The 26,654-nt window shown below is 41.3% G+C and carries 24 protein-coding genes and 1 pseudogene; 11 read left to right on the plus strand and 14 right to left on the minus strand.

The features are described 5' to 3' along the window. Positions 1-88: 88 nt before the first annotated feature. The 3 genes from ACQFX9_RS21120 to ACQFX9_RS21130 form a co-directional block, all read right to left on the minus strand. Positions 89-385, minus strand: coding sequence for a hypothetical protein (locus tag ACQFX9_RS21120; protein ID WP_236144364.1), 297 nt, complete (start codon positions 383-385; stop codon positions 89-91). Between the two features lie 233 nt (positions 386-618). Continuing rightward, entirely contained in the window at positions 619-1,215 is a 597-nt protein-coding gene (locus ACQFX9_RS21125; protein ID WP_427158249.1) for a DUF3177 family protein, read from the minus strand. Between the two features lie 490 nt (positions 1,216-1,705). After that, entirely contained in the window at positions 1,706-1,942 is a 237-nt protein-coding gene (locus ACQFX9_RS21130; RefSeq protein ID WP_236144352.1) for a Calvin cycle protein CP12, read from the minus strand. Between the two features lie 344 nt (positions 1,943-2,286). Here ACQFX9_RS21130 and ACQFX9_RS21135 point away from each other — a divergent pair, with 344 nt between their 5' ends. Then, positions 2,287-3,516 (plus strand): FIST signal transduction protein, encoded by a 1,230-nt coding sequence (locus ACQFX9_RS21135; RefSeq protein ID WP_427158252.1) that lies wholly within the window; start codon positions 2,287-2,289, stop codon positions 3,514-3,516. Positions 3,517-3,606: 90 nt separating this feature from the next. Here the strand turns inward: ACQFX9_RS21135 and ACQFX9_RS21140 are convergent, their stop codons facing one another. Further along, entirely contained in the window at positions 3,607-4,722 is a 1,116-nt protein-coding gene (locus ACQFX9_RS21140) for a metallophosphoesterase family protein (protein WP_427158254.1), read from the minus strand. A gap of 239 nt (positions 4,723-4,961) precedes the next feature. Here ACQFX9_RS21140 and trmB point away from each other — a divergent pair, with 239 nt between their 5' ends. The 3 genes from trmB (at position 4,962) to ACQFX9_RS21155 (ending at position 8,780) form a co-directional block, all read left to right on the plus strand. Next, entirely contained in the window at positions 4,962-5,603 is a 642-nt protein-coding gene (gene trmB, locus ACQFX9_RS21145) for a tRNA (guanosine(46)-N7)-methyltransferase TrmB (protein WP_427158256.1), read from the plus strand. A 237-nt stretch (positions 5,604-5,840) separates the two neighbouring features. Beyond that, complete coding sequence (locus ACQFX9_RS21150; RefSeq protein ID WP_427158257.1) at positions 5,841-7,193, plus strand: NAD(P)/FAD-dependent oxidoreductase; 1,353 nt, start codon at positions 5,841-5,843, stop codon at positions 7,191-7,193. Positions 7,194-7,364: 171 nt separating this feature from the next. Further along, positions 7,365-8,780 carry a carotenoid oxygenase family protein gene (locus ACQFX9_RS21155; protein WP_427158258.1) on the plus strand — a complete coding sequence of 472 codons (1,416 nt, stop codon included), beginning with the start codon at positions 7,365-7,367 and terminating at the stop codon, positions 8,778-8,780. A 161-nt stretch (positions 8,781-8,941) separates the two neighbouring features. Here ACQFX9_RS21155 and ACQFX9_RS21160 read toward each other — a convergent pair whose 3' ends face one another. Then, positions 8,942-9,112: a DUF6508 domain-containing protein gene (locus ACQFX9_RS21160; protein ID WP_427162961.1), complete on the minus strand. Its 171-nt coding sequence runs from the start codon at positions 9,110-9,112 to the stop codon at positions 8,942-8,944. 448 nt (positions 9,113-9,560) lie between these two features. On the opposite strand from ACQFX9_RS21160, the gene cobO reads away from it, so the two are divergent. Continuing rightward, on the plus strand, positions 9,561-10,238 hold the full coding sequence (gene cobO / locus ACQFX9_RS21165) for a cob(I)yrinic acid a,c-diamide adenosyltransferase (protein WP_427158259.1): 678 nt from the start codon (positions 9,561-9,563) through the stop codon (positions 10,236-10,238). 392 nt (positions 10,239-10,630) lie between these two features. Here the strand turns inward: cobO and ACQFX9_RS21170 are convergent, their stop codons facing one another. From ACQFX9_RS21170 to ACQFX9_RS21185, 4 genes are all read right to left on the minus strand, one after another. After that, positions 10,631-11,257 carry a hypothetical protein gene (locus ACQFX9_RS21170; RefSeq protein ID WP_427158261.1) on the minus strand — a complete coding sequence of 209 codons (627 nt, stop codon included), beginning with the start codon at positions 11,255-11,257 and terminating at the stop codon, positions 10,631-10,633. A gap of 540 nt (positions 11,258-11,797) precedes the next feature. Continuing rightward, on the minus strand, positions 11,798-12,781 hold the full coding sequence (locus ACQFX9_RS21175; protein WP_103136439.1) for an RNA polymerase sigma factor, RpoD/SigA family: 984 nt from the start codon (positions 12,779-12,781) through the stop codon (positions 11,798-11,800). A 624-nt stretch (positions 12,782-13,405) separates the two neighbouring features. Continuing rightward, positions 13,406-15,145: a helicase HerA domain-containing protein gene (locus ACQFX9_RS21180; protein WP_427158263.1), complete on the minus strand. Its 1,740-nt coding sequence runs from the start codon at positions 15,143-15,145 to the stop codon at positions 13,406-13,408. Between the two features lie 119 nt (positions 15,146-15,264). Further along, on the minus strand, positions 15,265-16,056 hold the full coding sequence (locus ACQFX9_RS21185; protein ID WP_427158265.1) for a glutathione S-transferase family protein: 792 nt from the start codon (positions 16,054-16,056) through the stop codon (positions 15,265-15,267). A gap of 435 nt (positions 16,057-16,491) precedes the next feature. On the opposite strand from ACQFX9_RS21185, the gene ACQFX9_RS21190 reads away from it, so the two are divergent. Continuing rightward, the gene (locus ACQFX9_RS21190; RefSeq protein WP_427158267.1) at positions 16,492-17,310 is read left to right on the plus strand and encodes a fasciclin domain-containing protein; all 819 of its coding nucleotides are present in this window, start codon (positions 16,492-16,494) and stop codon (positions 17,308-17,310) included. Positions 17,311-18,125: 815 nt separating this feature from the next. Here the strand turns inward: ACQFX9_RS21190 and ACQFX9_RS21195 are convergent. Both ACQFX9_RS21195 and ACQFX9_RS21200 read right to left on the minus strand, forming a co-directional pair. Continuing rightward, on the minus strand, positions 18,126-18,818 hold the full coding sequence (locus tag ACQFX9_RS21195; protein ID WP_427162962.1) for a class I SAM-dependent methyltransferase: 693 nt from the start codon (positions 18,816-18,818) through the stop codon (positions 18,126-18,128). A 51-nt stretch (positions 18,819-18,869) separates the two neighbouring features. Continuing rightward, positions 18,870-20,438, minus strand: a complete 1,569-nt coding sequence (locus ACQFX9_RS21200) for a metallophosphoesterase family protein (RefSeq protein ID WP_427158269.1) — start codon at positions 20,436-20,438, stop codon at positions 18,870-18,872. A gap of 366 nt (positions 20,439-20,804) precedes the next feature. On the opposite strand from ACQFX9_RS21200, the gene ACQFX9_RS21205 reads away from it, so the two are divergent. Next, positions 20,805-22,136, plus strand: a complete 1,332-nt coding sequence (locus ACQFX9_RS21205) for a GUN4 domain-containing protein (protein WP_427158271.1) — start codon at positions 20,805-20,807, stop codon at positions 22,134-22,136. A 105-nt stretch (positions 22,137-22,241) separates the two neighbouring features. On the opposite strand, the gene ACQFX9_RS21210 is transcribed toward ACQFX9_RS21205, so the two are convergent. Further along, on the minus strand, positions 22,242-22,421 hold the full coding sequence (locus ACQFX9_RS21210; RefSeq protein WP_427158273.1) for a hypothetical protein: 180 nt from the start codon (positions 22,419-22,421) through the stop codon (positions 22,242-22,244). Between the two features lie 59 nt (positions 22,422-22,480). Between ACQFX9_RS21210 and ACQFX9_RS21215 the strand changes: the two genes are divergently transcribed. After that, entirely contained in the window at positions 22,481-22,714 is a 234-nt protein-coding gene (locus ACQFX9_RS21215; RefSeq protein ID WP_427158275.1) for a hypothetical protein, read from the plus strand. Positions 22,715-22,957: 243 nt separating this feature from the next. Here the strand turns inward: ACQFX9_RS21215 and ACQFX9_RS21220 are convergent, their stop codons facing one another. Then, complete coding sequence (locus tag ACQFX9_RS21220; protein WP_427158277.1) at positions 22,958-23,395, minus strand: hypothetical protein; 438 nt, start codon at positions 23,393-23,395, stop codon at positions 22,958-22,960. Between the two features lie 223 nt (positions 23,396-23,618). Between ACQFX9_RS21220 and ACQFX9_RS21225 the strand changes: the two genes are divergently transcribed. Beyond that, positions 23,619-24,563: a DUF4351 domain-containing protein gene (locus tag ACQFX9_RS21225; protein ID WP_427158278.1), complete on the plus strand. Its 945-nt coding sequence runs from the start codon at positions 23,619-23,621 to the stop codon at positions 24,561-24,563. A 170-nt stretch (positions 24,564-24,733) separates the two neighbouring features. After that, positions 24,734-25,183 (plus strand): annotated as a pseudogene (locus ACQFX9_RS21230) (transposase family protein); the annotation flags it as partial. A gap of 32 nt (positions 25,184-25,215) precedes the next feature. On the opposite strand, the gene ACQFX9_RS21235 reads toward ACQFX9_RS21230, so the two are convergent. Further along, positions 25,216-26,064 (minus strand): IS5 family transposase, encoded by an 849-nt coding sequence (locus ACQFX9_RS21235; protein WP_427158280.1) that lies wholly within the window; start codon positions 26,062-26,064, stop codon positions 25,216-25,218. A gap of 12 nt (positions 26,065-26,076) precedes the next feature. Here ACQFX9_RS21235 and ACQFX9_RS21240 point away from each other — a divergent pair, with 12 nt between their 5' ends. Then, positions 26,077-26,499 (plus strand): FHA domain-containing protein, encoded by a 423-nt coding sequence (locus ACQFX9_RS21240; protein WP_427158281.1) that lies wholly within the window; start codon positions 26,077-26,079, stop codon positions 26,497-26,499. Positions 26,500-26,654: the final 155 nt, after the last annotated feature.

A 26,654-nucleotide genomic window follows, 5' to 3' on the forward strand; every position in this document is an offset into this window, starting at 1 on the left:
ATTACTTATTACTCATTAGTTTTTGCTACCTTGTCTACCTTGTCCCCAGTCTCCAGTCCCCAGTCCCCAGTCCCCAATCCCCAATCCCCTATACTCCCACTTCCGTGAGCAAATTCTGCATTGCTTCCCAGGAAATTTGTCTTTCGATGTAACGGGGAGCTTCGGGATTATAGGGGCTGGCGATGCGGTCAATATTGATAATTGTTGCCTCATCTGGGATAACTGGAATTTCAGGATCAAAAGCAGTAGGACGCATTAAGGAACTGGAAAATCCTTTGAAAATCGCTACTTTATCTTGCTCATCAGCAATTTCCACTGTCACAAGTAAGACTTCTTGCGGACGTTTGATTGTGTATTGTTCTAGTCGCTTACCAATGGAACTCATACCATTTTGGATTTTAGATTTTAGATTTTGCGGAAAGTTCTGTAGGGGGGTTTCCCGCCGTAGAAACGCCACTTGCTATAAGCCGGGAAACCCGTCCAACGCAGTGGCTCAACTTTCCAAGACGGATGGTGGAATGCTTTGCTGGGAGCTTTTGAGAAATCAATTTGTAGCCATCTTTTTTCAAATCGGTATCATTCTGAAAACTTTACTCACCACTCACCACTCACCACTATTTACTGCGGTGTAGCCGAGCGTCCCTGCTTGCCCAACTTCACGACGACGAAGTAGCTTAAATAAAGCACGTAAACTATTAAACCGACTATGCCCAAAAAACCGAGAAAAGCGTGTTTGCTATTGTAATGAAACCAATTTTTAAACATTAATGGGGCTTCAAACCAAACGAGACATTCGGGGGTTTTAATGGCAGTGCTAGAAAAGGCGCAACCCAAAAAAGGTACAAATGCGATCGCGCCTAACAAGCAATAAACTGTTACAGCCCACCGCCAAGAAGTGAAAGTTAGCTTTAAGGGTGTAGTTGGTAAATATTCAATTTCATCATTGAGATCCACCCAAAACCACAACGCAAGGGGAATTAATATCAACCCAACCAACCCAGAAACAAAACTAACTGGATACTGGGCAATCATCAAATACGCTGTAATTGCCAGCAAACTAGAGATTCGCCAATAAATCATTAACAGTCTTTGTATCCCTTCTACCTTTTGGACATAAGCCCATGTCAAGATGATTAAGGGAATCAAAACTAGAAATAAAAGTGCTAATCGGTAGTCAATCCAGACAAACTGGCGAAACCAAACGTTATTTTGCATAGTTCCTATTAAACGCTCACGAATCAATATATTGCATTAACTATATTCGTAATTTGCGGGTTTTAGAGGTGAAATTAAGTCAAAAGGCAAAAGGCAAAAGGCAAAAAATCATCTTTTACCCTTGGCTACGCAACGCTATCGCGAACGGGTGACGCTCCTGTGTCGCTAACGCTACGCTAACACCATCGCAATGGCTCACCTTTTTACTTTTTACTTTTGCCTTTTTCATACTCCATGCCTAACAGAAAAAAAACAAGCAACTCACAGATTATGAGAATGAATATTTTGCACCTACTGTAGCAAATTTAAGTAGACTGGCTGAGTCTATAATATTGCTGCCAGCGTAGTACGCTGATTAAGTCCCTAGTTTTTTTAGCTTTTAGTGCTAAATAAATGATTTATTTCAGGGCTTGGCGTACAAACAGGTGCAAAACAGTCCTCACAAATTCTGGTTGCTTGTCGATTCTAGTCAAAATGCCAGATTTAGACTCTATTCGTCATAAAGACGGCATTCATCAGCCTCTGGGTTGTCATCACAGTATTTTTCAAAAGCGGTTTTTGGTTTGTTTTGGCGTTGGTGGGAGGCTTCAGCTTGTAATTCTTCTACAGCATCCCAAGCCGCAGCACACTCTGCGGAGTTGCTACCGGAAATGTCACAGACAGCACGGGCTTGTTCTACTTCTTGTTCAATTTTTTCTTCAATGTTGTTTGTTTGAGTATCAGTCATCGTTTTGGTCTCGTTGTGTGATTTTACTACTGGTATGGAGGAGTTGCAAAAGTTGCTATTGTTGTGTTTTATCGATAACTATTGTACCGAATGTATGGATGCACCTGCTTGTATAGTTTGATGTATCGATAACAATTACAACAATCTGCGAAAAATACACTAAAATATCGTTTATCTTTTAAGATTTTATAGATCAGTAAGGCAAAAATCCAACAATACACTATGATCTAGTGCAGATTGGCCAAAATACTACAACCATAGTCCTAAGTGAGTTGGCTGCAAAGTCCACATAGCAAGGACAACTCAAAACTATCGACCACACAAACAAAAGCAGCCCTAAACACATGGCAGATCAAATGCAATGGGTAAATGCCCTATCAACCCGTCCTTCCCTAGAAGCAGCAATAGCAGATGTGGTACAACGCACCGTTTCATCGTTAACTGCACCTGCGGATTTAGGGTTGGTGTTTATTTCTGCCGCATTTGCCAGTGAGTATTCTAGGGTGTTACCTTTGTTAGCTGAAAAATTGTCTGTACCTGTCTTAGTTGGTTGTAGTGGGGGTGGGGTAATTGGTACTACCCTGGAGGGAGAAACCCAAGAATTAGAAGCAGAACCAGCTTTAAGCTTAACTTTGGCTCACTTACCAGGGGTGAATTTACAAGTTTTTCATGTAACGGCTGAAGATTTACCAGATTTAGATAGTTCTCCTGATGCTTGGATTAACTTGATTGGTGTGCAATCATCACCAAAACCGGAGTTTGTTTTACTTTCTAGTGCTTTTTCTTCAGGTGTGAACGATTTATTACAGGGATTAGATTTTGCTTATCCTGGTTCAGTAATTGTGGGTGGACAGGCGAGTTCAGGGGGTTTTGGTGGTCGTCTGGCTTTATTTGCCCATGATACAAAAGGGGGAATTGACCAACGTTTATATCGGGAAGGGACTGTGGGTTTGGCTTTAAGTGGCAATATTATTTTAGAGACGATTGTGGCACAAGGATGTAAACCAATTGGTAAGCCACTACAAGTCACAAAAGCTGAACGCAATATTATTTTGGAAATAGATGAGCAAGTACCTTTGGTAGTGCTGCGAGATTTGATTGCTAGCCTGAGTGAAAAAGAACGGACTTTAGCACAACATTCGCTATTTGTTGGGGTAGCGATGGATGAGTTTAAAATGTCTTTGCAGCAAGGTGATTTTTTAATTAGGACGATTTTAGGGGTAGATCCGTCTGGGGGCGCGATCGCCATTGGGGATTTAGTTCGTCCCGGCCAACGTCTACAATTCCATCTTAGGGATGCTCAAGCCTCGGCTGAAGATTTAGAATTTCTTTTGGAACGATATCAACAACAATCAAGCTCAGATCATGCTGCCGTTGGTGCTTTAATGTTTGCTTGTGTAGGCCGTGGGGAAGGATTGTACGGCAAACCCAATTTTGATTCTGAGTTATTTAAACGCTACGTTCCCCATATCCCCATTAGCGGCTTTTTCTGTGGTGGAGAAATCGGCCCTGTTGCTGGTAGGACTTTTTTGCATGGTTATACTTCTGTCTTTGGGATTTGCCGACAAAGTTAGTTATTAGTCATTAGTCATTAGTCATTAGTCAGAACCCAGCACCGGCTAAACGCCGCGCTACCGCTAACAGCACTCAGCACTCAGCACTCATTAGTCGAGATTTTTCTGTAAAAGAAGTGTACTGTTATTATCTATGAAACTGGGGGTACCGGTTTGAGCGATCGCGCTGTAGGTTTGAATGTAATGGCGCACTTTGTGGGGAAAATGTGGGTAATCTAATAAAGCATCTCCATCGGCAATGGTTGCCCAAAAGTCTCGCAAACTCGGAGCTAGTTCTTGGGCTTGGGTTTCTGGTAAATTTAATGGCGGCAATGTCAGTAATTTCATTAGGAAGGGGAAAGAGCGATCGCCCATCCACTGTTTTGATAAATGTTGCAAGTCAGGGAAGTTAGGGACTGATTCTACTCGATGAGACAGTATTTGTAGCCACTCTTTCCCCTTTTGATCGCGATGAAACTCTAATACTCGATAAGGATGGGGATAACTGACTAAAGAACCAGTCGTAATATCATATACACCATCATCACAGGCGACATCTTGAACGTGTAAATGGCCTGTAAATACTAAACTCACCCCATAGCGTCGTAGTATCTGCAATAATTCAGGAGCATTCGCCAGCATATAGCGGTGTGCCATCGGATGACGCGATTGATGGGGTAAATGTTCAACTACGTTGTGATGTACCATCACCAAAACTAATTCATCTTTAGCTGCGGCTAGCACCTCTTCCAGCCATCTTAGCTGTTCATCATCTAAGCGTCCTATTTGCTCACCCTTTTGATTAAAACAGTTAGAATTTAAGCCAATTAATCGCACCCCTGGTAACAGTTGCTGTGTGTAATACAGTTGATTAGTATTTTCATAACCAAACTTGCGATAATAACGAGGGAAATCAGCCCAAGGAATAGATTGCTGATTGCCCATCAAAACTGGAACATCATGATTCCCAGGTACGACATAAGCCGGAAAAGGTAATCGAGATAGCCTTTTTTGTAACCACAGGTGATTTTCTGCCTCACCGTGCTGTGTTAAATCTCCTGGCAGTAAAATAAAATCTAGATTAAGTTCTGTTAAATGTTCAATAGCACGTTCAAAAGCTGGAATACTAACTTCCACAAGATGAAACCGACTAGGATGATCCCAGATTGTGTGAGGAAGGGCGATATGTAAGTCGCTAACTACGGCAAAGCGAAAATTTAGCACCATTGATTTCTAACAATTCTTAAAAACGGTAGTTAAAAGCACACTTTTTTAATAAAGTATAACCTTTGCATCGCCAAGCAGCGTAGGATTGCCTAGACTTAACATTTGTATACATAGTAAATTGACCATAGGGCATTGGGCATTGGGCATTGTAAAAACTATTGACTCATAACTGTTCCCTGTTCCCTGTTCCCTAACAACTATTGACTATTGACTATTGACTAACGTAAAGGAGTCTTAATTTGCCATTTATTCGAGTCCGCCAGCACGTTAATCCTTTGGCGCAAAAGTATCAAAAATCAGTAGATCCCATAGAATGGGAAAACATCTATGCTAAACCACAGCAACCGCTACATTTAGATATTGGCTGTGCGCGGGGAAGATTTGTGTTGAATATGGCAAAGATAGAACCTGATTGGAATTTTCTCGGTTTGGAAATCCGAGAAGCATTAGTCATAGAAGCAAATAGATTGTCTTCTGAACTAGGATTGACAAATCTGCATTACGTATTTTGTAATGCGAATAATTCTTTGAAAGTGCTGTTATCTTCTCTTCCCCCAGGAATTTTACAGCGTGTTACTATTCAATTTCCTGATCCTTGGTTTAAAACTCGCCATGCTAAACGCCGTGTAGTGCAACCCGAATTAGTCGCAGATTTAGCTAATTATTTGGCTGTGGGGGGAGTAGTATTTCTCCAATCAGATATGGAATTTATAGCATTAGAAATGTGCGATCGCTTCTCAGAAAATCCCCATTTTCAAAGACTCCACACCAGCGAATGGCTAGCAGAAAATCCCTTACCAGTCCCAACAGAAAGAGAAGTCGGCACACAAAATAAAGGTGAACCAGTTTATCGGGCTTTGTTTGAACGTGTAAGGGTGTAGGGGTGTAGGGGTGTAAGGGTGTAGAGGTTCAGGGGAGGGAGACAAGGTAGACAAGGTAGACAGAGAAGAAATGAGGGAATTTTTTTCCCCAATGCCCAATGCCCCATTACCTAAATAGTATCTTTGACTACTTTTGTGGTTTTTCCAACTGTTATTAATAGACGGCAAGCATCATCATAATTCTGCTACACCTTTGTTAAGAAAAGTTACACCTCTTAACAAAAGGAAATATGCCTTATGGTCGTTTCGCCTGAGAAAAGTAAAACACAACAGAAGACTAAACCACATGAAGTTGTGATTATTGGTGGCGGTTTTGGTGGATTATATACAGCTAAGAATCTGAAGACAGCTAATGTTAATGTGACTTTGATTGATAAACGTAACTTTCACCTATTCCAACCACTTTTATATCAAGTTGCAACAGGTACGTTATCGCCTGGGGATATTTCCTCACCATTGCGGTCTGTATTCAGTAAAAGTAAGAATACACAAGTATTGCTAGGGGAAGTAAATGATATTGATCCCAAAGCACAAAAAGTCATCATGGGTGATAAAGCCATCCCCTATGACACCTTAGTCGTTGCTACAGGTGCTAATCACTCCTATTTTGGTAAAGATCACTGGAAAGACCTTGCACCCGGCTTAAAAACTGTTGAGGATGCGATAGAAATGCGTCGCCGGATATTTGGCGCGTTTGAAGCCGCAGAAAAGGAAACTGATCCAGAAAAACGCCGTGCCTGGTTGAATTTCGTGATTGTGGGGGGCGGCCCTACTGGTGTAGAATTAGCGGGTGCGATCGCTGAGTTGGCATACAAAACCCTCAAAGAAGATTTCCGTAGCATTGACACCTCAGAAACCAAGATTTTACTATTGCAAGGGGGCGATCGTATCCTCCCACACATTTCACCAGATTTATCGGAAGAAGCTACAGCAGCTTTGCAAAAATTGGGTGTGGAACTGCACACCAAGACCAGAGTGACAAACATTGAAAATAACATCGTCACCTTCAAGAAAGATGGTGAAGTGAGAGAGATTCACTCTCAAACTATATTGTGGGCAGCAGGTGTAAAAGGTTCCGCAATGGGACAAATCTTGGCACAACGTACAGATGTAGAGTGTGATCATGCTGGACGGGTGATTGTAGAACCAGACTTGACAATTAGAGGTTATAAAAACATTTTTGTCGTCGGAGATTTAGGTAACTTCTCCCATCAAGATGGTAAACCCTTGCCTGGTGTTGCACCCGTAGCTAAACAAGAAGGAGAATATGTAGCTAAACTGATTAAACGACGGTTAAGAGGTCGCACTTTGCCGGAATTTCATTACAACGACGTTGGTAGTTTAGCGATGATTGGGCAGAATTTAGCTGTTGTAGATTTAGGCTATATTCAACTCACAGGTTTCCTGGCTTGGGTATTTTGGCTACTCATCCACATTTATTTCTTAATCGAGTTTGACACTAAATTACTAGTAGTATTTCAATGGGCGTGGAACTATATCACTCGTAACCGTCGCTCTAGATTAATTACAGGTAGAGAAGCTTTTACCACATCTCAACCTATGAGCAATAGTAGCAGTGCTGAGTGCTGAGTAATGAGTAATGAGTAATGAGTGCTGAGTTGAGAATAAATTCCACCTTGTCTACCTTCCCCTGCCCCCTGCCCCCTGCCCCTCCCCTGCCCCCTGCCTCTTGCCCCCTGTCCCCTGCCCTAAAATCTCTACTAACATAAGTTACCAGGGAAGATAAACTGGTAACTTAATATGCAGATATTAGATCAAAAGTCAACAAAAAAAGCTTGGGCAAAGGCAGTCATTGAACCTGCAAAGGAATTTCCGCCTACCCAGTTGCCAATTATCTCCGGCAGTATTCCCGATCGCTTGCGTGGTACACTCTACCGCAATGGTGCAGCCAGGCTAGAACGGGGTGGTGTGCGTGTAGGGCATTGGTTTGATGGGGATGGGGCAATTCTGGCTGTCAAGTTCACTGACGCAGGGGCTAGTGCGGTTTATCGCTATGTGCAGACTACAGGTTATCAAGCCGAAACCGTAGCCGGGAAATTTTTATACGGCAATTATGGCATGACTGCACCCGGCGCGATTTGGAATCAATGGCTACGACCAGTGAAACACGCTGCTAATACGTCGGTGTTAGCATTACCGGATAAACTCTTGGCACTGTGGGAAGGTAATCACCCCTACGCCCTTGACCTCGAAACCCTAGAAACTCAAGGCTTAGATAATTTAGGTGGGCTAGATCAAGGTTTAGCCTATTCTGCTCATCCCAAAGTTGACCCCCACACAGGGGAAATTTTCAACTTTGGTGTTACTCCTAGCGTCAATGCGGTTCTGAATATCTATAAAAGTAACTATACTGGCAAGATTCTGCAAAAGAATAAGTTTACTTTAGAAGGTTTCCCAGTAATTCATGATTTTGTGCTAGCTGGTCAATATCTCATCTTTTTTGCCCCACCAGTCAGAATCAATGTGATGCCTGTGCTATTTGGTGTCGGGACTTACAGCGACTCGATGAAATGGCAACCAGAATTAGGCACGGAAATTTTAGTATTTGACCGTGAGACATTAACTTTAGTCAGTCGTGCTAAAACAGAACCTTGGTATCAGTGGCACTTTGCCAACGGCTATGTTGATCCTAGCGGGACGGTAATTATAGATTTTGCCCGTTATCAAGACTTTCAAACTAACCAATATCTTAAAGAAGTCGCCGCAGGTGAAACTCATACTCTCGCTGAGACGACATTAACACGAGTACAACTACAACCCCAAACAGGTAAAGTCACCGCCATTGAAACATTACTAGACAGGACTTGTGAATTCCCCCTTGTTCCCAAAGCCAATGTCGGACAAGCTTCGCGTTACACTTATATGTCCATAACTCGACCAGGTACAGACATCAGCCAAGAAATATTAAACGCGATCGCTCGCTTCGACCACAAGACCCAAACCCTCACCGAAGCTAACCCAGGTGAAAACTTTTATCCTTCTGAACCAATTCTTGTAGAAGATTGGGTTTTAACGGTGGTATATGACGGTAATTCTCATCGTAGCGAAGTTTGGATCTATGATTGCGATCGCCTAGACCAAGAACCCATTTGCAAATTAGAATTACCCAGCGTCATCCCCCACAGTTTCCACGGAACTTGGAAAAGTCAGAATTAATCAAGTATGGGAATAGATTATTCTCGGAAATTTGAGTTGAAAACTCTGTCCGATCAGGCTTTTTTTGGCTCAAAAAACATTAACAAACTAAAATTGAGTTCGTAGTGAGGACTTTAGTCCTTATTTGAGGACTAAAGTCCTCACTACTAACCTTTAATTATTTACACCGTTTTACTTAGTCTGTGCAACATTGTCAAGAAATGATTATGAGCTAGCATATCTGCTAGATGTACACTACAAAAACGTTCTTGATGAACGTGGACAGTGAATAATTTCTGTATTGTATAAATATCGGCAACATTTAAACGTTCAGCTTCATCTCGCCATTTTATTCAATCAAAAGATATGACAAAATTTTCTGTATAAAGTGTGTGATGAAGTTATTAAATTTCTCTAGAATAATTATAGGAATCTAAAGTTGGAGGTTCAACTTGGATGTCATATAATTGGCAACTTAGGTTAGAAAATAATGGTAAAAACGTAAGTATATAATCAATCAATATTTTCTAGCGTAATGTTGTGAGACATACTTAGGCTTCCAGGCTATTTGCAAAATTTCGTGCTAGATAGAAGTACATTAAAGAGATTCTTATACAGTGAACTACTAAATCCTGTCCGCAACATCTCCTACGAGAGAAGGTTTAGTAAAAATAGCAGTATTTCCTCTAATTTTTTCTTGATTCTCTGCCAAATTCGCCTCAGATACTCATTCACCCAAACATAAGTTGCTCTTGGTTTGGTTCATTGTCACATTTATTTTCTGTATTCTTGGTGATTTTGATGATAAGCGATACACAAGAAGCATTAGAATCAGATAAGGAAATTGAACGTTTAATTGATGAAATAATGTCAGCTAATCTGACTAATGAACAGTATCAGCAAAAAATGCAGCGTCGTAAAGAAGTACAAGAACGACGCATAGCTTCAGCTGTGCCAGAAAAAGGCTTAATTATTGTCAATACTGGTAACGGTAAAGGGAAAACAACCGCCGCACTGGGAATGGTGTTACGATCGCTCGGTCACGGTTACAAGGTGGCGATCGTCCAATACATCAAAGGTTCGTGGGAACCTTCAGAAAAAAAGGTGTTTAGTCTTTGGCGCGACCAAATCGAATTTCACGCAATGGGTGAAGGCTTTACCTGGGAAACTCAAGACCGCGATCGCGATATCGAAAAAGCTAACGCAGCCTGGGAAAAGTCCCTAGAATTTATCCGTAACCCCGATTTTCAGCTAGTGCTGTTAGATGAAATCAATATCGCCCTGAAAATGGGATACTTACAAGTCGATGATGTGTTAGCAGGTCTTGCTCAAAAACCATCCAGTAAGCACGTCATCCTTACAGGTAGAGGCGCGCCAACCCCTATTATTGAACGCGCCGACCTAGTCACAGAAATGACCCTGGTGAAACATCCTTTCCGTGACCAAAACGTTAAGGCGCAACCAGGGATCGAGTTTTAGTTGGGGACTGGGGACTGGGGATTGGGTAATAATTTTTCTTCCCTGGGTCTGTTGATTCTTCCAAGTGGTTTCATGCGAAAAAAGAAAAACTTATACACCTGATTTCGCTTGTTTTAGTCGAGATTTTTACCCCTCTCTATGAGGTCATCTCCATTGGGGTAGAGGCTTTGAAACAAAGTCTGGCGTTGCTGATTAATGGGATGATTTATGTTTCGCGCAAAGGCGCAAAGCCGCAAAAAATCGTTAGTTTACTTTGCTAGAAAAGCTTAATTCATCCCGCATTTATGCAACGCCCAAAGTCTTATTTTTTGTCTTTGCATAAAATTACCTGTCGCCTTTCCTCCTTCTTCCAAGTCCCCAGTCCCCAGTCCCCAATCCCCAATCCCCAATCCCTATCTTTGAGTACACATTTGGAGAATGCGGCGATCGTCAGCACTAATTGAGTCAATCTGGTGATAGTCTTGCAGTGCTACGGAATAAGCGTAGGTCATTGGTTCATCACCGGAAAATGTAGGTATTCTGCTTGTTGTAGCTACATCTGGCGCAATACCTACATCTGGTGTGGTGGTGACAGTCATTGCCAACTCTCCAGATTTATTCATTGTGCCTTGAAAACAGCTAAACTCAGACCTGGGCATATACAATGCACCAACTAATTTACCTTGTCGTTTTTGAAAGACAACGTAACCCTGGCCTATCTGGTTGGGTTGTGGTGATTGACCATACAAATAAATGCCATCTTCCACAGGTATATTAACTTTTTGGTTATTTCCAGAGTCTTTGGCAGCTTTTTGAGTGTTAATATTATTTGCTAAATTGACGGAATCAACTAATATAGATTTTTGTGACTGAAGATTTTCACTGGTTTGTGTTGATGGTAATGAAACAGGAGTAGTAGCAGCGATCGCTTCTGTAGAGTAAGGTGATTGATTACCTACCACACCCAGGGTGAAAACTAAGCCAACGGCGGGGATTGTCAATTGGCGCAAAGAAAAGATGTTAGAAATATTGTTAAGCACCCGACTCCTCCTGTTACGAATTTCACGACTTCCTCAGCGACTCACTTAAACCATACCTAAGTCTTGTGCGTTTAAGTTTCGGTCAAAAGTTTGATTAAAATGTCTGTCAATAGTAGACTTTTGAAAAAATGAGTTTTTAGTCAATTTTCGATGATAGTCTCACATTATCACTGCTAAATAACCTGACGCTTCACCCATAAGATTCACCCAATTGGAGGATGTCAACGCAGACTTCCATCAAATAAGAGGTTTTGATTTATCTCTGTGATGGTTAGCAGTTACCGAAAGTAGACTTTTTCACCTCAATTAAGTCTCATCTTGTTAAGTACATAGATATCTACAACACTCACTCATCTCATTTCGGAAAAGTGGTGAGTGATGAGTGTTGAGTGTTGAGTGGTGAGTGATGAGTGCTGAGTAATGACTAATGACTCTAATGACTAATGACTAATGACTAATGACCATTGACCAAAAAAATTGCCTCCTGGGTTCAGGAGGCGCATCATATTAGGGAGATGTAGTACGGCTACATCTATGTAACTAGCTAGCAACGTACTCTTTGACATTAGCTCGACGGCGACGGAGATGAGCTAAGGCTTGGTGTTCTAGTTGGCGGACGCGTTCACGGCTGAGGTTTAGGCGTTCACCGACTTTTGCTAGAGACATTTCGTTACCATCCTCTAAACCAAAGCGGAGTGCTAAGACTTCTCTTTGTTGGGGTGTGAGTTCCGCTAACAAGGTGTTTAAGTCTTGGCGTAGAAACTCTTGAGTGGTGTAATACTCTGGAGATGGGCCTTCATCTTCGAGCATTTCTTGGAGTTCTGTATCTTGGTTGTCACCTACTCGCACATCCAAAGAAACTGGTTGACGCGCCATGTTCAGATACTCACGAATCTGAGCAGGTTCTAGTTCTAGTTCTTTGGCGATTTCGGCTGGAGAAGGCGATCGCCCTAAAGTCTGAGCTAGTTCGCGCTGGACTTTTTTAATTTTGTTCAGTTTCTCGGTAATATGGATAGGTAGGCGGATGGTGCGCCCTTGTTGAGCGATCGCGCGGGTAATTGCTTGACGAATCCACCAGTAAGCGTAGGTGGAGAATTTATAACCCCGCATAGGGTCAAATTTCTCTACGCCTCTTTCTAATCCTAAAGTTCCCTCTTGGATTAGATCCAAAAACTCCATATTGCGTTTTTGGTATTTTTTGGCGATCGCAACTACTAAGCGTAAGTTCGCTTCAATCATCTTTTGCTTGGCGCGCTTACCTTGAGCTACCGTCTGTTTAACGTCGGTTTCCGACTTGCGGACATGGTCTGCCCACTCTGGTAAACTGGGTTCGCGCTCTAACTTCTTAGCTAAAGCGTCTTTAGCATCTAGAAGTGACATCATTTGTTGCACCTGCTTCCCGTAAACAATCTCCTGCTCACGGGTAAGCAAGGGAACTCTGCCAATTTCTCGCAGATAGGTTCGCACCATATCAGCCGTGAATTTGGCGTTCAGGTCTTCGTTGTGGGTGTTAACAGTAGGCATTGGTGCGTTGTCCTCTACTCCCTAAACACAATCAATACTTGAGAAATACATCTGAAAGGGAAAAGTAATCAGATATCACAGAACATCCGTTTCTACCAAAACTTCTACAATTGCGGATCTCGATTTTTCAGAAGGCGCGTGCTTGAGATATGTTCCCCTACCTTCCCTTTATTTTTGAGTCTCTGACCAACGATTCTGGGTTTTTTTCAAGAATTCTTTCTTTAGTTGCGGGCGGCAACGATTCAATCTGAAGTCAGTATGAGTTCTACTTAATTTATAGTAGAGCAAATCAGGCAAATAGTAAAGTAGCCTGGAGAGGGATATATATTATATTACAAAATTGTGTTTTTTTAAAATGGATTTCCTTACGCAAGCTAACTATATCTATAGTGACGCGGAAATCCGGTAAGCTGTTGCTTGTGACTGGGGAAATAACCGAACTCCCAAAGGCAAGATGATGGGGGGAAGATACGAACAAGAGATTTTAGGAATTAGCTTTTAGGGATTGTAGTTAATAGGTTGTTTGGGGATTGGGGATTGGGGACTGGGGATTGGAAGGTAGACAAGGTAGACAAGGTAGCAAAAACTAATGACTAATGACTAATGACTATTGACTATTTACTCTCAAAACCCCAAATCGGCTTTAGCTAGTTCCGCAGCTGCGAATACTTCTGCGTCGGGTTTTTCTTCCCAAGCGGGATCACCTATTTCAGAGTAGAAGACGGAATCGTAAGGACGGGTTCTGACTACTACGGGCATGGGGACGGCATGACCTAAAATTAAGGCTTGCTGCTTAGAATCTAGCTTGGCTAGTACAGACCTTAAGCCACCAGCACCGGAAACACCTGTAAAGATGGCATCGATGTCTTTTTCATCGTTGAGTAAGGCGGTGATGCGAGTGCCAATTTGGGACATGACTTCATTATCTATCCCAGAGGGTCGTTGATCAACTACCAATAGTGTGACGAAATATTTCCGCAGTTCACGGGCGATAGTTCCGAAGATGGTACTCTGCACGATCGCGGGATCTAAGAAGCGGTGGGCTTCTTCAATCGTAATCATTAAGGGTGTGGGGCGATCGCTAGGATTTTTACTTTGCAAAAATTTATCGGCTTTTTTGACATAATGCTCATGAATTCGTCTGGTGATCATATTTGTCACCAACATATAAGAGAGCATATTTGACTGGGAACCAAATTCTACTACTACATTCTTCCCAGCCTCTAAGGATTGTAAGATTTTATTAATATAGTTCTGGGGACATACCGCCCGCATATATTTCAATCCATCTAAGCGTAATAATTTACGCTGTAACGCCATAATTGAGCCTTTGTGTCCCCGCTTTTCATCACAGAACATCTCAATTTCTTCGTTAGTCATGTTCAGCAGTTGGACAATCCAAGATTTACCGAACTCACTATATAAAATGTTGGCGTTATCTAAAGCGGCTTCTGATAAACCTAAATCTCGACTACATAATTTAATATCTTCAACTTCGATTTGCTCATAACTCAAATAGAGTTCTTGAGAATCTCTTACACCCCGGCGTTTTGTAGATTCAGGATCAAGGGTGTAAACTTCGACTCTCCCAGGGAATAATTGCTTGAGTCCCTTAACGGTGTTAACATTTTTACCTTCTGCGACTGCCTCCCAACCATATTCAGAGTGCATATCAAAAATCAAGTTAACGGCGGCGTTTTTACGGATAACACCGGCTAGAAGTAAGCGTGTCAGAAAAGATTTACCTGTACCTGATTTCCCAAATACCCCATTGCTACGTTCTACGAAGCGATTTAAATCGATACAGACGGGTACATCCATATCTAAGGGTTTACCGATAGAAAAATTGCGCCTTTGGGGGTCATCTTCCCACCCGAACACCCGACGGAAATCTTCCACACTCGCTTCGTAAACCTGACTGAAGTGACTGGGGATAGTTTTGACGGGGAGTAATTCCATCGTCGTACTAGTTTGGGGTTGGAAGGAAGCCAAATTAGTAGAAGAGGGGACAAAGGGGTTTACAGATTTACCATCTGTAGGGGAAAAAGACTCATTCACTTCTGGGGTAAACATTAACATCGGTGCGAGATTAATCGTCCCGTATGTGCTGCTACCAGCTAATACTTCCCGTAAAAAAGTGTCCTCCCAACTGGGGGGATTGGCAATAATTCGGGCGTTAGCTGCGCCTAATGCGACATCTGTCAGCATACAAAAAAAGCGCGATCGCATCCCTTGCACGACTAAAAATTTCCCAACCCGCATATCCTCAACGGAAACATCGGGGTGTAATCGCACTTGTAAGCCCCCAGTCAGAGAACCTTCAATTACTGAACCTAATGGTTGTTGTGAGTTGTCATTAGTCATTAGTCATTAGTCATTAGTCATTAGTCATTAGTCAACCGTCATTAGTCATTAGTCATTAGTTTTTGCTACCTTGTCCTATGCCCAATGCCCAATGCCCAATGCCCCATTCCCCATCCCCACTAATCAATCTGAATTGTCGTTGGTGCAGAACCGGTGGGAGGAACACCGATTAGGGGTTTGCGGAATTGGGTGTAGATGCGATCGCGCCAAGCAAAAAAGGCTGCATAATCAGGGTTGTCAGCTATACCTGGTACACCTTTACCTCTAATGCTTTCTGGTAATTCTAGATAAGCTCCTGCGGGGAACTTTAATAGTATAGATAAACCGGCAACTGCTAAATCAGCTAGGGTGGGTTCATCGCCTGTGAGATAGGGACTATCGGCTAATAGCAGGGTGAGTGCTTCGAGGTCTTGTTTTAAATCTGCGATCGCGGATTTGACTACATCTGGAGTATATCCTACACCAAACCCCAAAACTGTGAGGAAATCACTCGGTACACCTTCTACTAAGGTTTTGAGAACATCTGGTGTAGATGTGGGTAATAAAGCTTTACGGAAATTTTGGTCTTGACTGATAGCAGAGAATAAGGCTTTTCTGCCCTTGATACCTATAGACTCATCCGCCCATTCTTCCATTAATAAGGTTAAACCCCGTTGTTTGGGGTCTTTGGGTATTAAAGGGCGATCGGGATATTCTAAGTCTAAATACTTAGCTATCTCTGTAGAATCAGCAATATATCTATTACCATCTTTTAATACAGGTACTTGTCTTTGCCCAGTTAATCTAAATAGGTCTACTTGACCAATTCCTGGTGTTACTTCTATTTTGCGGTATTCTAAACCTTTATAGTCTAGAATCAAACGCACTTTTTCTGAGTATTGAGATAGTTCCCATTGGTATAATTCCAGCATATTATATACCTTGTAACTAATGAGTAGATTAACTTCCTAATTGTATCTTTAGTTCACGTAAATTTCCTGAATCAATAATTAATTTACTACTGAATTCATGCACTCCAAAAAATCATTTTTGGGTCAGTTTCAGATTTGAGAATTGAGGGGAAAATTTATTTTATGTATTGGTGACAACAAGAATATTTTCCCTAGCTCCAGTTAAATTAGCACACTTAAATCAGATTTGCTATAATCCTAAATTGCGTGTCAATGACAATACATAACACCCAATAATACAGCTATGATTTTTAGGTCTTAGCTTGCTACACAGTTAGATTAAAAGGTGATTAGCTATTGTTTAAGCAAAAATTCTAATACCACAGTTAGATTTTATTGCTACTAAGATGCTATAAGTCTTTAATGTCACGCTGTAAAAATAGAACAAAAAAATTTATGAAGCTCAATTACAGCACACTGCTGACTAACTTTGCTAGTGTAGTAGGTCTTGCCGGTGTTAGTCTCCTGATTTCCTTACCATCGGGAGCAAAAGAAGTATTAAATCCCAATCCCACAATTTATCAGGAATATCCCTATAACCGGAGTCAACGTCCTCAAATTAATGCTCAATCTACCCCTAGTAATGTCATACCAGTCACTAAGGGCAATGATAAAAAACAAATAGCACAAAGTGGTAGGCTGAACCCTCGACCCAGTATATTTAACGAACCTCCCTATAATCGTGGTAGTCGCACCACACCTGCTGAAGTAACACCCCCACCCGCTACCCAACCCACCGCACCTGAAACAGAAACTCCAGCCACTGAAAAACCAGCAGCACCAACAAGCGAGACTCAAGGGAAAACTTTGTTAGCCTTAGCAGAGTCTAACGGTTCTTTTACAACCTTAACCAAAGCCCTCAAGGCCGCAGGACTAGCAGAAGTTCTACAAGGCAATGATAATTTAACCGTCTTTGCTCCTACGGATGCGGCTTTTGCGAAATTACCTCAAGATGCTTTAGCAGAATTGTTTAAGCCTGAAAACAAGGAAGTATTGGTCAAGCTTTTGACCTATCATGTCGTTCCTGGCACAGTACTATCCAGTGATTTAAAATCTGGCACAGTCAAGAGTGTGGAAGGTGGTGACATCAGTGTGAAAGTTGACCCCCAAACCGGTGTAAATGTCAATGATGCTAAGGTAGTCCAAGCAGACATCAAAGCTAGTAACGGTGTCATCCATGCCATTGATCAGGTAATATTGCCTCCTGATTTGTAGATGACATACATAGGGAACAGGGAACAGAGAACGGGGAACAGGCTTAGATATAGCGGTTTGCTGTTGAATGGAATACGGAATCTAACCCCTAACCCCTTCCCTTGTAGGGAAAGGAAATAAAACTCAAAGCCTCTAACGCCACTTGCTACAACGCGGGGAACCCGCGCAACGCAGTGGCTCCTCCTTGTAGGAGCTATGCGTTACCCACATCTTTCTTTACAATCCTAAAACGCTTGTTCTATAGTCATCTTGAAGACTGAGGGGTCAAGCATACTTGACAAGTTCGGTTTTTGTATTCTCGCTAAAATTGGCTTTTTATTGAGAATCAAGGACGAAGTAATCAGGGTTAGAAAAAGCGTGAGTGAATACTCTCGTAAATGTTGAGAAAGATCCGGGTAATGGATAGCTTGTAGGAGAGAGGTTTGGAGAGAGGTCAAAACTGTGCTACACCCAACCGATAGCTGCTATAGTTTCTCTGAATTCTTTAAATCCCGATGTCAAGTTAGACAAGATTGACAAAATAAAAGCCAATACGGTTCAGTTAAAGTGGTGAGAGTTAATTTTTCAATTTTTGTTCTGCCTATTAGACAATGAGCAAGATTTGGGGGATTCTCCCCCAAGCCCCCGATTGGGGGACGGTTGCGTCCCCCAAACCCCCTCCAAAATCATTTTTTCGTTTTTTGTTGAGTGATCATTTGCTGGTTTTGTTGAAATTTATTTTTCTTATCTGAACCGTATTGAAATAAAAGCCTCATTCAAACGGAAATTTGCATAAGGCTTTTATTTTGGGACTGATTTTGATAGATGTTCAAACCTCATACTTTGGTAAAAAGCATTAAATGCTGCTGAGGTAAGATATTTTTAGTCTCCTGCCAAACCAAGCCGACTGCTTGCATTTCTTTGCGGACTTGTTTTTGGGTCATCTTATGCAGCCGTTTAATCATAATTAAGGGATTTTCACCGCGATATTCTACTAAAACTACCCTACCACCGGGTTTTAAGGCTTTGACAATCCCCTGCATGATTTCTTGGGGATATTCAAATTCATGATAAGCATCCACCATCAATGCGACATCTACACTGTTGGGCGGTAATTTGGTGTCGGTGGGTGTGGCTAAGACTGTCTCAACGTTATGAATGTTTTTCTCTTGACGGAAAAACCCGATAATCTCTAACATTTCTGGCTGAATATCCACAGCCAACACTTTCCCTTGAGTTAGTATAGGTGCGATGCGAAAACTTAAGTAACCTGTACCTGCACCAATATCAGCGACTACATCATCAGATTGTAAATTCAGCGCACTAATAATTTTACTTGGCTGTTCTTCGGCTTCTCTTCTCGGTCTTTCTAACCAACCTGCACCTGTATGACTCATAAAACGGGCGATTTCTCGACCCATATAGTATTTACCGATACCATCGGGGCTGTGAGTTTCACGTTGTTCATACACAGTTATGGTGTCGGCTACTAAATTTTGGCTATTTAGCAACCAACAGCCGCAAATCATCCCCAAAATGACTAAAAAACGCAAAACTCGCTTGTTCATGGTTGTATCTAGCTAAATAACAAACGCTTCCAACTCACTTTTAGACCATTTTTCCCCGACTCGTTCCGCTACCAAAGGTCTGACGACGAATTTAGGCGGATTTCCTGGTTTGACATCAATTCGCACACAGGAGTAGGATAACTTTCTTTCTAAACCTTGACCATGACGACCTACATAAAGGAGTGAATCTGCGACTTTTCGCAAGGTACTATTGGCTTGATCATGAAAAACTTCCATTAACTCATCTCCTTCTGGACGCTGGCGACGGGGACGGCGACCGCTACCACCGGAGATAATGCAGTTGAGGTGAGAGTCGGCGTGTTTGGTGTCTACGGTACGCAGGTATTCTAAACAGTGGGCGTGTCCGTTGAAAATTAAATCTACTAATGGACGGTCTTGGACTAAATCACCGAGAGTTGCGGCTACTTGATTAAATACCCAACGCAAACGATGACGCACTGCTAAGGTTTGGGCTTGATGCCATTTGGTGGCTTCGGTGACGTAGGGGGGATGGTGGAAAAAGATGATTCTTCCCCGCACTTGGGAATTTTGCCAAGACTCGATTAATCTGTGGCGTAACCAGTCTAATTGTTCCCAGTCGGTGGGGGGGGTGTCGTGGGAGGCGAGTTGTTTTTCGATATCGAGTTTGATTTCGTTGATTTGGTCTAGTTTCGCGCTGAGATCATCGAGTTGTTCTGCGTCGGTGGGGTTGTCGGGGTTGAGTTGGTCACATTGGTTAAGAATTAATTCCTCTTCTTTGTCGATAGCTTGGCGACGCTGTTGTAATTCTCGGCGGTAGATATCTCCGGCTTGAGTGCTGGGGAGGGGAGAGGGTGTATTAAAAGTGTTGGAGTCAAGGGCGAAAAAATCTATCCCGCCGTAGCGGAAGGTATAGTAACGGTTGGGAATACGGGTAAATTCTCCAGGTACGTAACGCAGACAGCGACCTGTATGGGTTTTGGCGGTGTAGTGGAGGTCTAGGTGACGCTGTAATGCTTCTGGGGAGAGGGCGGTGAGATAATCAAGAAAGGCTTTAGCATAGGCATCACCTTGATTAGAACCATGCCAACCAATTTCAAAGTCTTTGTAACGCAGCATTCGCCGCAGTCTTAAGGTGCTACCGGTCACAAGGCGATACAAAAAGGGGACATCATAGTAGTCATGATTGCCGAGGACAGGTAAAAACGGTAGATTAAATGTCATGCGATCGCAAGCTATCTTATTGGGTTGTTCTCCACCGACTAAAAATTCTCGGTATGGTTCAATAAAGTTGCTTGGGTAATATTCATGGGAACCAACTACATAAATGACATCGCCGGTATGTAAAACAAAACTGCACTCATCTTTGTGCTGAAGCATGAGTTCGGCAACTAGTCTTTGGGGATGACTACCATAATGGGGTTTCGTCCCACTATCCCCAATGACTAAAAAAGAAAATTCTGGGTTGTCGTTCTGGTTATCGTCTATAACTATACTGGTTTGGTCAATTCCTCTTTGTTGAATACTGGGATGTTGCCATCGTACCCGTTCCTTCATTTTCTGGATTTTAACTGGGATTGATGGTTCGGAAATCAATTTCATTGGTCGTTATCTCCCAAGTGTTGAGGGGGAGGTGCGTTACGCTGTCGCTAACACACCTTACTGGCGTGTCAAATTTTAAATACTGTATTAAAATATCGATTTATTCGCGTTTATTCGTGTTTATCTGCGTTTAATTGCATTTCAATACAATGCACAAATTTAGCCTCGCCACGCTACTACATATACTGATGCACCTTACCAAACCCTGAATATAAGATAATTTTTCTCATGTTCCCTAAACGACTAGAGACACAGAATATCACATCCCTACAAATACCTATAGTTGGCAACTAGAATATACTTGACTACATATCACCACACCCCCGTTATCTTAGGTTAACAAGGGTAGTTCACTTTCACAAACCCATGATAATTTGGCAACCTGATCAAAAAATCAACAACGGTAGATTTATCATTCAGGGTAAACCCTTGGGTAGCGGTGGTTTTGGTATCACCTACAAAGCCTTAGAACCCAGCACAGGCAAACTATACGCCATCAAAACCCTAAATCAGCAAATGCAACTCAGGAGTGACTTTGCTGAACAACAGATTAAATTCATTAACGAAGCCTTGACTATTAAAGGTTTTGACCATCCCCATATTCTCAAAGTGCATGAAGTCATTCAAGAAGGCGAACTCTTTGGCGTGGTGATGGAATATATAGATGGGGTAACTTTATTTCAATATGTCCAAGACAAAGGACAATTATCAGAAACAGAAGCTTTGTTATATATAAACCAAATCGGTCAAGCCTTAGAATTGATTCATCAAAAGGGACACCTACACCGAGATATTAAACCTCAAAATATCATTCTGCGACAGCATCAACAAGAAGCAGTCCTCATTGACTTTGGTTTAACCCGAAATCTTGCCACCCAAAGCATGACTAACTCCTTCACTCAAGGTTACGCACCCATTGAACAATATAGACGCAAAGGTAATTTTGGTACTCATACAGATGTTTACGCCTTAGCTGCGACTTTATATTATTTGCTCACAGCTGATGGATTGAAAAAAGAGGAAGAAGAACACCCCGTACCTGCACTCAATCGTAAGTATGATAATGAACCTTTACCAGAACCACGGAGTTATAATTCCCAGATTAGTCAGAGAGTGAATGATGCGATTTTCAAGGGAATGGAGTTAGAACCGGAAGAACGTACTCCCACAGTCTTAGAATTTCGGCAAAATTTAGGTTTGGTGAATAGTGGCGATCGGGCAGAAGTACAATTAAAGTCAGCTGTAGGGATGGACTACAGTAGACTGCGTGACTTGCTCGCTGCTGGAGAGTGGAAACAAGCAAATCAGGAAACAACGCGGGTAATGTTAGCGGTGATGAAACGGGAAAAGGAAGGGTGGTTACGAGTAGAGGACGTTGATAATTTTCCCTGTGAAGACCTCCGCACTATTGACCAGTTGTGGGTAAAATACAGCAACAGGCGGTTTGGTTTCTCTGTTCAAAAGCGCATTTATCAAAGTTTGGGTGGAACGAGAGACTATAACAATAAAATTTGGCAAGCCTTTGGCGACAAGGTAGGATGGCGGAAAGGAGGAGACTGGTTGTACTACAGTGAAATTACTTTTGATATAACAGCACCAGAAGCGCACCTCCCTGGAGTTAGTAGTTATGGAGGTTTCATAAAGATGGATAAGATGGGTGGGTTGGGGGTGTCTCTTCTCTCGCGTCGAGACTTTTAGACTGTAACCTTTATATGTTACAGAGAATTATTAACTTTTATGAATAAGTGATTTCTCACGAAGTCTTGAGGGTTATGGGTTTGTGATACCTGTCACCGAGTTTCTTCATTCTGGCTCTGCTTTTTGTAGTACATTATCCTTAGCTATAGGGTTAGGTTTATAACAATTCGTTTTAACAAACTTAGATGCTACCCGTTCAATTTCCTCATTATTCATTTCCCAGTCATCCCAAAAAACATGAGATGTAGGTTGGGCTTCCTTCGTCAACCCAACACCAAATTCCATGATGCAAGATAAATTTATTTAAAATTAGTAATAACTCTAAAAACTGTTATCGGTAAACCATGACAACCGTTATTGCCCAACCTTCATCATTACTTGGTAGTATTCAAGCAGAAAAAGTAGATCATTTCCATCTATTCAAATTTAACGATGCACTGCAAGCACGGATGGAAGAACTTCTGGAACGTAAAAAAGCTGATTTATTGACCACAGAAGAAGTTATCGAATTAGAGGAAATTGGAGAAGTAGACAGAATTTTTACCCATATTAATGCTATGTTAGTAGCTCAAAAATAACCATTGACGATGCCATCTTAATTTTAAATTTAAATAAAAGATATTTATTTCTTTTATGTCTCTAAGTTCGTTAGAGTTAAGAGAATGTTTGAAAAGTTATGAATGATAATAAAGACCCCTTTCCAAACCTCTCCCCGAAGCGGAGAGAGGCTTTGAAACCCCCATTCCCTTTTAGGGAATGGGGGCTAGGGGGGTTAGGTTATTAATATTTTTATGTTTAAAATAATACTTTTCAAACAACCTCTAAGACAAATTTTCCAAATCAGCTAAATCTTGCATTCGTCCCGATGCTTGCTTATTTTTTCTAAGATTATCTAAATCAATAAAATTAACAACAATATTATCAATCATCACTTCCACTCTTAAGGGATAACAAATTTCAAATTTAACTCCATCAATAGTCGTCAATAAATCAATTCGATTCGGTGGATAACCTAATTGAATAATTTGATCAGGAATTACAAAGTCTTCAGTTTTTAACCCCAAAGAGCCAAACCCAAATTCTTCTAAAGCATGAATTAAATTATTAGCATTTTCTAGACTTATTTCTATCCAGATATCAATATCTTTTGTATAACGAGGATGTCCATGTACTGCCACTGCATACCCTCCGACTACAAGATAGCGGACATGATTATCGTTGAGAAATTGTATAAACTCTTTGAAGTCTTGGTTCAGCATTGTTATATTTCCATTTATGGAATTGTTGTCGTATTTCTTCTAAAGCTTCAAGTCGTGCCTGATAAGATTTAGTTTGCCAATAAGCAAAATCACTTTTTTGTTCTTTAAGGTTAACTTTACGATAAAAAATTTCCATTTTGAATTAAATTATCATATATATTGTTTGCCTATTTTATCATAATTGTAATGTTCAATATGTTTAGGCATATAAAGCATAACATTCATGACAGATACTAATGAACGCGCAGATTTTGACAGTCCGTGGAAAGAAATACTCGAAGCATATTTCCCCCAAGCTATGCAATTCTTTTTCCCAGAGACAGCCGCATTAATTAACTGGGAACGTCCTTACGAATTTCTCAACACCGAATTTCAACAAATCGCCCGCGAAGCCGAACAAGGTAAACGCTACGCTGATCAATTAGTCAAAGTTTGGCAAATTCAAGGTGGAGAACTCTGGTTATTAATCCACGTAGAAATTCAAGCCCAAAAAGAAGATGACTTCAGTAAGCGGATGTTCACCTACAACTTTCGCATCTTCGACAGATTTGAAAAACCAGCCATTAGTTTAGCAATATTATGCGACACCAACTGCCAATGGCGACCAAATAATTACAGTTATAATTATCCCCAAACTCGCCTAAATTTTGAATTTGGCATAGTGAAACTGTTAGATTATGAAAATCGCTGGGGTGAGTTAGAAAATAGCACTAATCCCTTTGCAATAGTCGTGATGGCGCATTTAAAAACCCAGCAAACACGCTCATCACCCCAAGAACGCAAAATCTGGAAATTCAGCTTGATTCGCAGATTATATGATTTAGGCTTACAAGAACAAGATATTCGTAACCTCTATCGATTTATCGATTGGGTTATGATCTTACCAAAAGCTTTAGAAAGTCAATTGTGTTCAGAAGTTCAACAATTAGAGCAGGAACAGACTATGAGATATATTACCTCAGCCGAGCGCATTGGTTACGAGCGTGGTATCCAAGAAGGTGAATCAGGAATTATTCTGAAACAACTCAAAAGACGATTAGGTGAACTATCACCAGAAATTCAACAACGTATCCAATCTCTTTCTGTAAACCAACTAGAAAATCTGAGCGAAGCTTTATTAGACTTCAGTAACCTAACAGATTTAGTTAATTGGTTAGAGTCAAATTAATCATTTATGGTTCTTCAGGACTTGTTATGCTAAACAATGAAATAAAAATGCAAGAATCAGTAAATATTTTATCCAAATAGTGAATAAAAACCTTGTTGTACTTGACACAGAAGCAATATTTGTCCTTAAGTATAAATACAACAAAAATAAATTTGTGATAAATATCAGTAATGATTAAGAAAAGAGCTATAAAAGTTTTAACAGAACTCCTGGGTTTAAAAGATATAAAAGTTATAGGAGAAAGCATTTATGAAGGGATTGGAGTGATTTTACAAACGGAGTCAACAATATTATATAGTGTTTGTCCACACTGTGAAACAAAAAGTGAGAAATTACATCAAAATCATCGGCATATTGTCAAAGATTTGCCCTGGGGAGAGAAACAGGTATTTTTAGAAATAAATAGAAGACAATTTAAATGCAATAGATGTAAAAAACCTTTTAGTGAGGAGCTAGAATTTGTAAAGAAAAAAAGAACTTATACAAAACGACTGGCAGAGAAAGTAATCCAAGAAGTGTTAGACAATGATATTCACAGTATAGCGTCCAAAGGAATAGTAACAACCGAAGAAATAGAAAGAATGTTAAAAGACGCATCTGATGCTAGAGGGGATACTAAGAGGGTGTTTGAAAAGTTTTGATGGGTCAAAATTTATGCTAATCGCCTCACCATGATGCGGATCATGGCAAGGTAGATAAAAGTCTCTGATGTTTCAGGTAATAACTCGTAGTCTCTAACCAAACGCCGACATCCCATAAGCCAACCAAAAGTGCGCTCAACCACCCAACGTTTTTTGAGCAAGACAAAGCCCTTGGTTTGCTCTGGACGCAACACCACCTGCACAATCCAACGGCAAAAATTCATGACCCATTGCATAAACGGTTCACCCTTACGGGTTCGGTAGTTGCTTTCCGACGCAAGGCGACAGGAACGCACTACCTCACCATCAAAACCACCATCGACCCAGAGTGTTGTCAAGCGAGATATCTTTTGATGAGACTGTTTGACGCGTTTGAGAACTTGTTTACCCCCAGAACGTTCACCCACATTGGCTGCCGTGACCAAGACTCGCAACACTAACCCCAAGGTATCAACCGTCATAAATCGTTTACGTCCTTTAATTTTCTTACCTGAATCAAACCCAACTTCTTGATTCACCATTGCCGCAGTTTTCACACTTTGACTGTCAATGATGGCTTCAGATGGGCTTGAATGGCGTTCAATATCGATTCTTGTCCACTCTCTTAGCCTGTCGTGGATGTGTAACCACGTCCCGTCTTTACGCCAGTTGCGAAAATATGTGTACACTGTTTGCCAAGGAGGGAAGTCTCCCGGTAGTCCTCGCCATCGCACTCCTTCCACCAAGACATAGAAAATGGCGTTGAGAACTTCCCACATATCGACTTCACGCTTGCGTCCACCTGGTTTTGGGTCTGGAATTAAGTCACTGAGAAATTCATATTGGGTCTGTGTCAGATTGCTGGGGTATGCTTTACTCATGTCACTCTCTCGGTGCTGTTTATTATCTATTCACAGCTTATACTGAGAGAGCTTTTTTACACCCTGCTTGACTTTTCAAACATCCTCTTAGGAAGACAATACACCTTCGATTCCCGCGCTACCTGTATCATGGGTAGAAGCCCAGAAGCAAACATTCAACTACCAGATGATGCAGACCATAAAACCATTTCTCGCTATCACTGTTTATTGGATATAATGCCACCAAATATAAGGATCAGAGACTTTGGCAGTAAAAATGGTACTTATGTAAACGGGCAGAAAATTGGACAGAGAGAAGCACATCAAACACCAGAAGAGGGAGCAAAACTAAATTTTCCTGAATACGATTTACAATTTGATGATGAAATTGAATTAGGCAATACTGTATTTGCAGTTGCGACAACAAGCATAAGTTGTCCGAAGTGGTCACTTTAAACTTGTCATTTCCAACGGACAACTAATGCTTGTCAATTTTCGCACAAGTAGGTCAGTTAGTAAAAAGGAAAAAAGAATCAAAGATAGCTATAGGACTCATATTTGATTTCTGAAAAACCAAATTACCTAGAGGCTTGCCATACAAAGGTTTGTTT

It is taken from the genome of Aliinostoc sp. HNIBRCY26 (assembly GCF_050235535.1).
In the GTDB taxonomy this organism is placed as follows: Bacteria; Cyanobacteriota; Cyanobacteriia; order Cyanobacteriales; family Nostocaceae; genus Trichormus.